Annotated in this window: 12 protein-coding genes and 1 pseudogene; 3 read left to right on the top strand and 10 right to left on the bottom strand. The window is 68.2% G+C overall.

Translation table 11 applies throughout. The features are described from left to right. Positions 1-294, top strand: a pseudogene (locus WA965_RS24810) (HNH endonuclease signature motif containing protein); the annotation flags it as partial. 71 nt (positions 295-365) lie between these two features. Here WA965_RS24810 and WA965_RS24815 read toward each other — a convergent pair. The 5 genes from WA965_RS24815 to WA965_RS24835 form a co-directional block, all read right to left on the bottom strand. Then, positions 366-1,121 carry an alpha/beta fold hydrolase gene (locus tag WA965_RS24815; RefSeq protein ID WP_526295401.1) on the bottom strand — a complete coding sequence of 252 codons (756 nt, stop codon included), beginning with the start codon at positions 1,119-1,121 and terminating at the stop codon, positions 366-368. A gap of 141 nt (positions 1,122-1,262) precedes the next feature. Further along, a complete protein-coding gene (gene rnhA / locus WA965_RS24820; protein WP_526295399.1) occupies positions 1,263-1,745 on the bottom strand; it encodes a ribonuclease HI in 483 nt (160 codons plus the stop codon). A 4-nt stretch (positions 1,746-1,749) separates the two neighbouring features. Then, positions 1,750-1,938, bottom strand: a complete 189-nt coding sequence (locus WA965_RS24825; protein ID WP_526295397.1) for a helix-hairpin-helix domain-containing protein — start codon at positions 1,936-1,938, stop codon at positions 1,750-1,752. Positions 1,939-1,972: 34 nt separating this feature from the next. After that, the gene (locus WA965_RS24830; RefSeq protein WP_526295395.1) at positions 1,973-2,605 is read right to left on the bottom strand and encodes a glyoxalase; all 633 of its coding nucleotides are present in this window, start codon (positions 2,603-2,605) and stop codon (positions 1,973-1,975) included. Positions 2,606-2,612: 7 nt separating this feature from the next. After that, entirely contained in the window at positions 2,613-3,503 is an 891-nt protein-coding gene (locus WA965_RS24835; protein ID WP_526295394.1) for a helix-turn-helix domain-containing protein, read from the bottom strand. A 100-nt stretch (positions 3,504-3,603) separates the two neighbouring features. Here WA965_RS24835 and WA965_RS24840 point away from each other — a divergent pair, with 100 nt between their 5' ends. Beyond that, the gene (locus tag WA965_RS24840) at positions 3,604-4,590 is read left to right on the top strand and encodes an aldo/keto reductase (RefSeq protein ID WP_526448172.1); all 987 of its coding nucleotides are present in this window, start codon (positions 3,604-3,606) and stop codon (positions 4,588-4,590) included. A 21-nt stretch (positions 4,591-4,611) separates the two neighbouring features. Here the strand turns inward: WA965_RS24840 and WA965_RS24845 are convergent, their stop codons facing one another. From WA965_RS24845 to WA965_RS24860, 4 genes are read right to left on the bottom strand one after another with little or no spacing between them, the layout of a single operon-like run. Continuing rightward, positions 4,612-5,298, bottom strand: a complete 687-nt coding sequence (locus tag WA965_RS24845; protein ID WP_526295390.1) for a 3-oxoacid CoA-transferase subunit B — start codon at positions 5,296-5,298, stop codon at positions 4,612-4,614. Next, on the bottom strand, positions 5,295-6,089 hold the full coding sequence (locus WA965_RS24850) for a CoA transferase subunit A (protein ID WP_526295388.1): 795 nt from the start codon (positions 6,087-6,089) through the stop codon (positions 5,295-5,297). The genes WA965_RS24845 and WA965_RS24850 overlap by 4 nt, the downstream gene beginning before the upstream one ends. Continuing rightward, positions 6,086-6,856: a 3-oxoadipate enol-lactonase gene (gene pcaD, locus WA965_RS24855; RefSeq protein ID WP_526295386.1), complete on the bottom strand. Its 771-nt coding sequence runs from the start codon at positions 6,854-6,856 to the stop codon at positions 6,086-6,088. Before pcaD ends, WA965_RS24850 begins: the two co-directional genes overlap by 4 nt. Further along, entirely contained in the window at positions 6,853-8,064 is a 1,212-nt protein-coding gene (locus WA965_RS24860; RefSeq protein ID WP_526295384.1) for a thiolase family protein, read from the bottom strand. Before WA965_RS24860 ends, pcaD begins: the two co-directional genes overlap by 4 nt. A gap of 85 nt (positions 8,065-8,149) precedes the next feature. Here WA965_RS24860 and WA965_RS24865 point away from each other — a divergent pair, with 85 nt between their 5' ends. Beyond that, a complete protein-coding gene (locus tag WA965_RS24865) occupies positions 8,150-9,031 on the top strand; it encodes a LysR family substrate-binding domain-containing protein (RefSeq protein WP_526295382.1) in 882 nt (293 codons plus the stop codon). Between the two features lie 6 nt (positions 9,032-9,037). Here WA965_RS24865 and WA965_RS24870 read toward each other — a convergent pair whose 3' ends face one another. Then, the gene (locus WA965_RS24870; protein WP_526295380.1) at positions 9,038-10,267 is read right to left on the bottom strand and encodes an MFS transporter; all 1,230 of its coding nucleotides are present in this window, start codon (positions 10,265-10,267) and stop codon (positions 9,038-9,040) included. Positions 10,268-10,307 lie beyond the last annotated feature (40 nt).

Here is a 10,307-nt window from a genome sequence, read left to right on the forward strand (position 1 = left end):
AACGACCGCCACGAAGTCGAATGGACCCCACCACCACCACTGGACACCGGCCAAACCCGAATCAACTACTACCACCGCCCCGAAGCCCTACTACGCCCACCAGACGAACCCGAAATGCCCGAACCCCAACCCGGCGACGCCGAACCGATCGCGTCGGACCCGATCGGCCTCGCGCCCGTTTTTGCCGAGCAGCCCGACCCCGAACCGATCACCCCCGAACAAATCGACCCCCAACCGAGCGACCACACCAGCGAACCCGGCGGACCCGCACCACCCGACAACCAAGCAGCCTGACGGACAGGCACTTTGAATCGTGTACCTCCACCGGATGGTGTGGGCTAAAGCGTGCGTCTGACGCCGTGGGCTCAGCCGTGATCGATGACCGCAGCCACCAGCGACACCACCTGGTCGAGGTCAGCCGGGGTGGTCAGATGTCCCATCCCGGAGAGGACCCGAACATCGACATCCATGATTCGGCGCACCGCCGGGACGAGCCGACTCGGCGGGAGGAATCGGTCATGTTCCCCGACCCCAACGGCACACGGCCGCTCGGCGCGACGGGCCAGAAGTTCGGCGGGCAGAGGCGGAGGCGCCAGAGTCGTGCGGCAACAACGTGCCGCGAGGGTCATCCACTCGACCTCGGCCTCCGGCGGATCATCGCCGGGGGCGACGAACGACCGCAGCATGCGTCTGGTGCTTTCGGCTGTGGGACGGAGCAGCCAAAGAGCCGAAGCCAGTGCCAGTTCCGGGTCCATTCTGAGGCGGATGAAGCCGGCGGGTGAGACCAGCGCCCGCGCCGCTATCCGAGGCGAGTTGGCGGCCAGCGCCACAGCTGCGCCCAGTGAATTGCCCAGCAGCACAACCCCGTCGGCATCGATGGCCGCCAAGACCTCATCCAGCACGCGGCCATACCAGGCCAGCCGGCCCCGGCGAGGTCGACGCGGATCGCTGAGTCCGGGCTGACCTGGTAGATCGACCACTGTTGTCGCCCAGCGGACCGACAGTGCCTGTAGCCACGGCAGAGCGACCGCAGCGTTGAAGCCGGTGCCGGGCACCATGACGACCCGCGGCCGGCCGGCGCCGGCGGAGGTGAGTTCCACTCGGCCGACGCTGGAGTCCACGGTCGCACTGGTAAGCGGAAAATCTGCTCGCGCCAAAGCTTCTGAACACCATTGCCGTACCGCTCGTTGACCGCTGGAGTTCTTGTATACGGTCGGCATGGGGTCAGTGTGTCCGCGGCGTCGTCGTTCGTCCAGCCCTGATCAATCGAGGCGGGTCATCGATGCGTGGAGAGCTGACGCATCGATCGCCTCCTGCATTCCCCGGGTCGCCAGGATGTCGGCCAACTCGTTGTCCGCGACACCTGAGTGTCCCTTGACCCAGAACCACTCCACTTGGTGTCGCGCGCAGGCGATCTGGAGCCGCTTCCACAGGTCGACGTTCTTCACCGGCTGACGCGCTGCGGTCTTCCAGCCGTTGCGTTCCCATCCGAGCACCCACTTGGTGATGCCGTTCCGTACATAGGTGCTGTCGGTGTAGAGGTGCACCACCACAGGTCGGGTGAGCGCCTCGAGCGCCATGATCGGCGCGGTCAACTCCATCCGGTTGTTGCTGGTCTCGCCCGGCTCGCCACCACACATCTCGCGGATGTGCTGTCGCTGGCGCAGCACTGCGCCCCAGCCGCCGGGCCCGGGATTGGGTCGGCACCCGCCGTCGGTGTGGATGACCACGACATCGTCGCTCATGAGCTCAGTCCGCCCGTGCCTGCCGGAGCATCTGGACGGCCTTCGGTCCAACGCCATGAAGGGGGAGCAGCCCGTCGAGGTCCGTCGGCAGATCCGCCAGAGAGCGGTAGCCGGCGTCGATGAGCGCGCCGGTCGCAGGTCTGCCGATCCGGATGCCGTCGAAGACAGGGCCGCGGTCTTCGCGTTCGCTCATGCGCCGAGGATAGGCAACGGGGCGAGCAGTCTGTTCAGCGACTCGCGGAGATCATCGCCGTCCGGACCGACATCCCGAGCTGCTGATGGCGCAGCGTGGTGATCCGGCGTCCCGGCTGCACCGCGTCCTTGACCGGCGCCGTCAGGTCACCGAAGAACGTCGCGGTGGCATCGATGTCCTCGACGACATAGGTGATCCCCCACAGAGTGGACGGTCCCGCGCCGGCGGCACCCGGTGCACCGACCACCTCGACGATCACCTCCCCGAGGCGGAAGAAGATCTGCCGGATCGGCCGCCCACCGATCTCGCCGTCGCGTTCCCGCCGGGGATGTACACCGATGGCGGCCAGCGATTCGACTGTCCGGCCCAGGTCAGGTGACATCAAGACGACGTGGTCGATCGCGGTGACACCGTTGGGGTGCGTGGCCGGGTTTGGAGGGACGGCTGGGGACGTGGTCGTCGGAACGCCGTCGACGGTGTCGACGTCGTCACCCGTCGGCAGGCCGGACAACGACCACCCGGTGAGGCCGGTCCAGCGATCACGCCCGGCCAGCCTGACCCGCACGCTGCCGACCCGGCAGACGGCATCAGGGTCGACGCTGAACCCGGCGCGTGACCAGGCTTCCACCGGGTCTGCGACGTGCAACTCGGCGACTGAGACGGTCATCAGCGGCTCAGACTACGCGGTCACCGGGGCCGCGGGCGGCGTCCGGGCTGGACCCGAGAGCAGGCTCGACAACCTCGTCCCCGACGACGGCGAGCAGACGCAGGTCCTCCAGTGCGGTCGAACCGGCGGGTGGAGTGAGGATCACCAGCCGCTGGCCGTCGGTTGTCGCCAGCACCTCGCAGTCCAGGGTGATCTGCCCGACCCTCGTCAGGAACGACTTGCGTTGCATACGGCGGGTGGCCACTTCGTGGCGTGCCCAGAGTTCGGCGAATTCGCGGCTGCGTGCGAGCAGTCCGTCGACGAGTTCACGCATGTCGGCGTCATTGGGGCGACGGGCCCAGGCCGCCCGCAGGTCTGCCACCATCGTCCGGCTCAGCTGGTCGTGGTGTTCTGGTGGCGCGGACTGCCGCGAGCGCGGATCCGTGAACCACTGCCAACTCATGCTGGCGCGGACGCCGGCCTCAGGCACAACAGGCAACGCGCTCATCAGCAGTCGGGCGAGCTCGTTCTGCGCAAGGACCACGTCGGTGTCCGAACAGACGAACGCGGCGGCGTCACGCAACTGGTCGAGCACGAACAGCATCGCCGGCCGCACGTGGACCGAATGCCCGATGCGGTCCGGGACGGCGTGGCCGGCCAGTCGGTAGAGGTGATCGGACTCGTCGTCGGTCATGCGCAGCGCCCGCGCCAGTGCCCGCAACATCTGCGGTGACGGCTGCGGCCCTCGTGACTGTTCCAACCTGCCGTAGTAGTCGACCGACATCCCCGTCAGCTGTGCCACCTCCTCGCGCCGGAGTCCGACCGTCCGGCGGCGAAAACCCACCGGTAGGCCGACGTCCGCCGGTTTCAACGTCTCTCGGCGGCGCCGGAGGAACTCGGCCAGCGCTTCACGATCCATCCGGTCATTGTCGTTCAGTGCGCGAGGTTCTGGGTAGGACTGCCGATCCCTGCCTCCGCGGATCCTGGTAGCCCTGCGCGTTTGGTCCCACGCTGGTCTCATGCGAACCAAGACGATCGGAAATCTGACCACTTCGGCCATCGGCCTCGGATGCATGGGGATGTCGGGGGCCTGCGGTGAATCCGACCGCGACGAGTGCATCGCCACCGTGCGCGCGGCACTCGACGCGGGGATCACGGTTCTCGACACCGGTGACTTCTATGCGATGGGGCACAACGAACTGCTGCTCGCCGAGGCGCTGCGGCCGGTTGCCCGCGAGACCTACCAACTCAGCGTGAAGTTCGGTGCCCAGATCGACCCGGCGGGTGCCTGGGTCGGATACGACGCCCGGCCGGCCGCGCTGAAAACCGCTGCGGCGTACTCGCTGCAGCGCCTCGGCACCGACTACATCGATGTCTACCGGCCCGCGAGACTCGATCCTGCGGTGCCCATCGAGGACACCATCGGCGCGATCGGTGATCTCGTCGACGCCGGGTACGTGCGGCACATCGGGTTGTCGGAGGTCGGATCGGAGACGATCCGTCGCGCGGCATCGGTCAGGTCGATCAGCGACCTGCAGATCGAATACTCGCTGATGACACGCGGCGTCGAGCGCGACATCCTCGGCACCTGCCGGGATCTGGGAATCGGGGTGACCGCCTACGGTGTGCTCGCGCGCGGACTGATCGGCGGACACTGGACAAAATCCAGCGGCGGCCCCGGTGATTTCCGCACTGCGAGTCCGCGTTTCGCCGAGGCCAACCTGGACGGCAACCTGGCATTGGTCGAAACGCTGCGCGCGGTTGCCGACCAGCTCGGGGTGTCGGTGGCGCAGGCGGCGATCGCCTGGGTGGACTCGAGAGGCGCCGACGTCGTGCCGCTGGTCGGCTCGCGCACCCGGACTCGGTTGGCCGAGGCGCTCGGCGCGGTGGACGTGCAGCTGACTGCAGAGCAGTTGGCGCAGATCGAGGCGGCCGTGCCGGTTGATGCGGTAGCGGGTGACCGCTATCCCGCAGCGCACATGGCTGCGCTGGATTCCGAGCGCTGAGCTCGGCTGCCTACCCCGCGTCTACGCCAAGCTCGGCGTGCGATCCCGATCGGAACTCGCGGCGCTGCGTCGCTGACGGTCGTCGGTGACGGGAGCGGCGGTCTTGTCGACGACGTCCTCGAAAGCCACGCCGTCGGCGAGATCGACGACGGCGAACCCGGTGCCGGTGATGTCGAACACCCCCAGATCGGTGATGACCCGGTTGACCACGGCCTTGCCGGTCAGCGGAAGATCGCACCGCAGAACCAGTTTGGCAGCACCGGATTTCGACACGTGGTCCATGAGCACGATGACCCGCTCCGCACCGCTGACGAGGTCCATCGCGCCACCCATGCCCTTGACCATCGAACCGGGCACCATCCAGTTGGCCAGATCTCCGTTGGCGGCCACCTGCATGCCGCCCAGCACCGCGACGTCGACGTGGCCGCCGCGGATCATCGCGAAGCTGGTCGCCGAGTCGAAGTACGACGCGCCGTCGACCACCGAGACGGTCTGCTTGCCCGCGTTCACCAGATCCGGGTCCACCTCGTCGTCATACGGAAACGGACCGACCCCGAGGATGCCGTTCTCGGCGTGCAGGGTGACGTCGGATCCGTCCGGCAGGTGGTCCGGGATCAGGGTCGGCAGGCCGATCCCGAGGTTGACGTAGTCACCGTCACGCAGTTCCAGCGCCGCGCGGGCGGCCATCTGATCGCGGGTCCAACTCATGACACAACCTCCTGCTGATGATCGGCCGGGCGCGGCCGGGTCGTACGCTTCTCGATTCCCTTGCGCGAAGCCTGTTCCGGCGTCAGTTCCACCACGCGCTGGACGAAGATGCCCGGCAGATGGACCTCGTCGGGGTGCAGGTCGCCGACCTCGACCACCCTCTCCGCCTCGACGACGGTGAGCCGGCCGGCCATGGCGGCGGGGGGATTGAAGTTCCGGGCGGCCGCGTGGAAGACGCAGTTTCCGGCTTTGTCGGCGACCGCGGCCCGCACCAGGGCGTAATCGGTGACGATCGACTCCTCGAGCAGCATCGGCCGGCCGCCGAACGTCCGCACCTCTTTCGGCGGGGACGCGAGCGCCACGCTCCCGTCGGGGTGGTACCGCCACGGCAGGCCGCCATCGGAGACCAGTGTGCCGACCCCGGTCGGGGTGAAGAACGCGCCGATCCCGCTGCCGCCGGCGCGCAGTCTCTCCGCCAGCGTGCCCTGCGGTGTCAGTTCGACGGTCAACTCGCCGGCCAGGTATTGCCGTGCGAATTCCTTGTTCTCGCCGACGTAGGAGGCGATGACGCGGGTGATCCTGTGCGCCTCCAGCAGCAGACCCAGCCCGCCGCCGTCGACACCGCAGTTGTTGCTGACGATCGTCAGATCGCCTGCCCCCTGCTCGAGCAGCGCTTCGATGAGAAACCAGGGGATCCCGGCAAGTCCGAATCCGCCGACGGCCAGGCTGGCGCCGTCGGGGATGTCGGACACCGCCTCTGCGGGCGAGCTCACGATCTTGTTCAAAGTCATTGCTGCTCCAGGTGTTCGATGAGGGCGGCGGTGATGATGTCGGGCTGTTCGGCGTTGGCCAGGTGGGCGGCGTGCGGCACCGTCAGCAGGCGTGCCCCGGGGATGGCGGCGGTGATCTCCTCGAGCTTGGCGACGGGGGTGGCCGGGTCGTTCTCGCCGGCGATGGCCAGGGTCGGTGCGGTGATGGTGGAAAGCTGCTCGCGCAGATCGAGTTTCGCGATGGCCTCACAGCAGGCGGCATATCCTTCGGCGGGGGTGGCTGCGATCATCTGGTGGTACCTGTGGACCGTCTCCGGGTGGGCGTCGAGGTACGCCGGGGTGAACCAGCGGTCGAGAACGGCGTCGGCCACGGCTTGACTGCCCTGTGCGCGCACCGTGGCTGCCCGCTCCGTCCAGGCGCTCGCCGGCGGGAGTTGCGCCCCGGTGCACAGCAGCGCGATCCGCGCCACCCGGTCGGGGTTGCGTGCGGCCACCCGCATGACCGTCATCCCGCCGAGGGACAGGCCCACCATGTGCGCCCGCGTCACCGCGAGTCGGTCGAGCAGCGCGACGAGGTCGTCGGCAAGGTCGTCGATCGAGTACGGTCCGGCGGGCACGGGGGAGTCGCCGTGTCCTCTGGTGTCGTAGCGCACGACCCGGAAATGCTGCTGCAATTCCTGGATCTGGGCGTCCCACATCCTGTGGGTCGAACCCAGCGAGTTCGACAACACCACCACCGGCGCGTCCGTGGGTCCGGTGACGACGGAGTGCACCTCGACCGCGCTCATCGGGTCACCTCGAAGATGGCGGCCAGTCCCTGCCCGCCGCCGATGCACATCGTCTCCAGGACGGTGCGCGCACCGCGCCGGCGGGCCTCGTGGGCAGCCGTGGCGAGGATCCGGGCGCCGGTCGCTCCGACTGGATGGCCCAGCGAGATCCCGGATCCGTTGGGGTTCAACCGATCGTCGAGCGGATCGACCTTCCACTCCGCGAGCACCGCCAGCACCTGCGCGGCGAACGCCTCATTGAGTTCGATCAGATCGATGTCGTCGAGCGTGAGTCCGGCGCGGTGCAGCGCGGCCGCGGTGGCGCTGACCGGCCCGATGCCCATCGTCTCCGGCCGGCAACCGGTCACCGCCCAGGAGCGCAGCGTCAACATCGGGGTCAACCCCAACCTGTCGGCGTGGCTCGCGGTGGCGACGACACACAGTGCGGCGCCGTCATTCTGGCCGGAGGCGTTACCCGCGGTGACAGTGGCGTCGGTGTCGATCCTGGCCCGGACGGCACGCAAACCTGCAAGCTTGTTGATGTCGACATCGGCCCGGGGATGCTCGTCGCGGTCGACGATGACGTCCGCCCTGCCGCGTGTTCCGGGCACTGTCACCGGGACCAGTTCGTCGGTGAAACGGCCCGCGTCGTGTGCGGCGATCGCCCTTTGATGTGACCGCACGGACAACTCGTCCTGATCCGCGCGGGAGATGCCGTACTGGCGACGCAGGTTCTCCGCGGTCTCGATCATGCCGCCGCCGATGGGATACGAAGCACCGCCGGCTGTTTCGCGCGCCCGATCGAGGCGATCGGCGAGAGTGATGCCACCCTGGCGGACGCCGGTACGGAGGCCAAGCGCGTAGTGCTCGACATTGGACATCGACTCCGCGCCTCCGGCGACGACGACATCGGCCGCGCCCGTGGCCACCTGTCCGGCGGCGTAGAGCACGGCCTGGAGACCAGAACCGCACCGTCGGTCGATCTGCAACCCGGGAACCCCGGTGCCGAGACCGGCGTCCAACGCCGCGACGCGACCGAGTGCGGGCGCTTCGCCGTTGGGGTAACCGGTTCCGAGCACCACGTCGTCGACATCACCTTCGGTGAGTCCGGTCCGGTCGATGAGCGCGCGCAGAGTGGCGGTGGCGAGGTCGGCAGCCGTCAGCGTCGCCAGGGCTCCGCCCATCCGTCCTACCGGGGTGCGTAGGGGATTGCAGATCACGACGTCCATGCCTCGACGGTAGATCGGCACGGCGATATTGTGAAATACTCAAAACACCTGGATTGACATCTGTGACGTCTCTATAGGAGGGGCCGTGGAGTTGCGCCACCTGCGGTACTTCCGCGCGGTCGCCGAAGAGCTCCATTTCGGACGGGCCGCGGAGCGGTTGCACATGGCGCAGCCGCCGTTGTCGCAACAGATCCGCCAGCTCGAGCGGGAGTTGCAGGTCACCCTGCTGACCCGCACGACCCGCAGTGTCGAACTGACCGCGGCGGGCAGGGCCTTCCTCGACCGAACGGTGCAGATCCTGGAATCCGTCGACGATGCCGGCGAGCAGGCCCGCAGGGTCGCCGCGGGCGCGGAGGGGCGCCTGGTCATCGGCTGTGTGGGGTCCGCCACGTACTCGCTGCTGCCCCAACTGGTGCGCGCGTTGCGCAAGTCGCTGCCGAACGTCGACCTCAGTGTGCGAGGTGAGATGCTCGCTCCCGCGCAACTGGTCGCACTGCACACCGGCGAGATCGACTTGGGACTGCTCCGTCCCCCCGTCACCGACGCCGACATCACCGTCGAGTCGATCCGGAAGGACCGTCTTCTGGTCGCCCTCCCTGTGGGTCATCCGTGTACTTCGCGTGACGAACTGAGCATCACCGAACTCCGCGACGAGGATTTCATCGGCCATGCCGGTCGGGGCCGCTCCCGGATGAGCGCGCTCGTCACCGCACTGTGCACCGACGCCGGGTTCACGCCGCGCATCCGTCACGAGGTCGAGGAGACTTCCACGCTGGTGACCCTGGTGGCGGCGGGGTTGGGTGTGGCGGTGGTACCGGAACCCACCGCGGAACTCGACATCACCGGGGTCTGCTATCGCCCGTTGTTGCCGCTGTCGAACACCATCGACCTGCTCGCGGCCTACCCCAGCGCCCGTGCGTCGGCGCTGCTCACCAATGTGCTCGAGGTGCTCCGTACGGTCGCATGATGACGCTCACGGGTTGACGACGCGATCCGAACGTCGTTGCAGCAGAACAGAGATCGTCAGTACCAGAAGTCCTGCCAGCGCGAGTAGTGCACCTGCGGCCGCGGGGGCGGTGTAACCGAGGCCCGCACCGATGACCAGGCCGCCGACCATCGCGCCGGTGGCGTTGCCGATGTTGAGCGCCGAGTGGTTCAGCGCAGCCGCGAGCGTCTGCGCGTCGCGGGCGACGTCCATCAGCCTGGTCTGCAGTGCGGGTGCGACCGCCGAACCCGATGCGCCGATGCCGAACAGCAGCACCAGTGCCGTCCACGGGTAGTGAGCCGCGACGACGAAGACCGCGAGGACGACGCTCAGTGCACCCATCGACAGATACAGTGCGCGGATCACCGACCGGTCGGCCAGTCGTCCGCCCACCACGTTGCCGACGACCATGCCCAGACCGAACACCATGAGAGCCAACGGGACCAGTCCGCGCGACAGGCCGGCGACGTCGGTCATCGTCGTGGTGATGTAGGTGTAGACGGCGAACATGCCGCCGAAGCCGATCATGCCGACGAGTAGCGCCAGCCACACCTGGGTGCGGCGCAGTGCGCCCAGTTCGGCCAGCGGACTGGTGGTCGGCATGAAGCGCAACTGGAACGGGAGCCAGAACCACAGTGCGGTCACGGTGACGATTCCGATGGCGACGACCAGGCCGAAAGCGGCCCGCCAGCCCAGCGATTGACCGAGCCAGGAGGCCATCGGCACGCCGAGCACGGTCGCGATCGTCAGCCCGGACATCACGTGCGCGACGGCCTTGGCGCGGTTCTGCGGACCCATCAGGTGGGCGGCCACGAGCGCGGCGACACCGAAGTAGGCGCCGTGCGGCAGGCCGGCGAGGAACCGGGCCGCGATCAGCGTCTCGTAGGACGGGGCCAGCATGCTGGCCAGGTTGCCGACGGTGAACAGTGCGATCAGGCCGAGCAACAGGGTGCGGCGGGCCATCCGCGCGGTGATCGAGGCGATCAGCGGTGCACCCACCACCACGCCGAGGGCGTAGGCCGAGATGACATGTCCTGCTACCGGTTCGGATACGCCGAGGCTGCTCGCGATGTCGGGGAGCAGGCCCATCGCCACGAACTCGGTGGTTCCGATGCCGAATCCACCGAGCGCGAGCGCGACGACGGCAAGCCAGCGCACCACGGGGTCGGGTGCCACCACCGAGACGGGGCCCGACGGTCGGTCGATGGTCGCGGTCATAGAGCTCTCACCGCGGTGACGGTCGGCGTGCTGAGCTTGA

This window comes from Mycobacterium sp. (genome assembly GCF_049683935.1).
GTDB lineage: Bacteria > Actinomycetota > Actinomycetes > Mycobacteriales > Mycobacteriaceae > Mycobacterium.

Bases quoted from the DNA above. Each gene is read 5' to 3' on its own strand.
- rnhA (WP_526295399.1), bottom strand. From the start codon at position 1,745: ATGAGCGACGATGTCGTGGTCATCCACACCGACGGCGGGTGCCGACCC.
- WA965_RS24825 (WP_526295397.1), bottom strand. From the start codon at position 1,938: ATGAGCGAACGCGAAGACCGCGGCCCTGTCTTCGACGGCATCCGGATC.
- WA965_RS24830 (WP_526295395.1), bottom strand. From the start codon at position 2,605: ATGACCGTCTCAGTCGCCGAGTTGCACGTCGCAGACCCGGTGGAAGCC.
- WA965_RS24835 (WP_526295394.1), bottom strand. From the start codon at position 3,503: ATGGATCGTGAAGCGCTGGCCGAGTTCCTCCGGCGCCGCCGAGAGACG.
- WA965_RS24840 (WP_526448172.1), top strand. From the start codon at position 3,604: ATGCGAACCAAGACGATCGGAAATCTGACCACTTCGGCCATCGGCCTC.
- WA965_RS24845 (WP_526295390.1), bottom strand. From the start codon at position 5,298: ATGAGTTGGACCCGCGATCAGATGGCCGCCCGCGCGGCGCTGGAACTG.
- WA965_RS24850 (WP_526295388.1), bottom strand. From the start codon at position 6,089: ATGACTTTGAACAAGATCGTGAGCTCGCCCGCAGAGGCGGTGTCCGAC.
- pcaD (WP_526295386.1), bottom strand. From the start codon at position 6,856: ATGAGCGCGGTCGAGGTGCACTCCGTCGTCACCGGACCCACGGACGCG.
- WA965_RS24860 (WP_526295384.1), bottom strand. From the start codon at position 8,064: ATGGACGTCGTGATCTGCAATCCCCTACGCACCCCGGTAGGACGGATG.
- WA965_RS24870 (WP_526295380.1), bottom strand. From the start codon at position 10,267: ATGACCGCGACCATCGACCGACCGTCGGGCCCCGTCTCGGTGGTGGCA.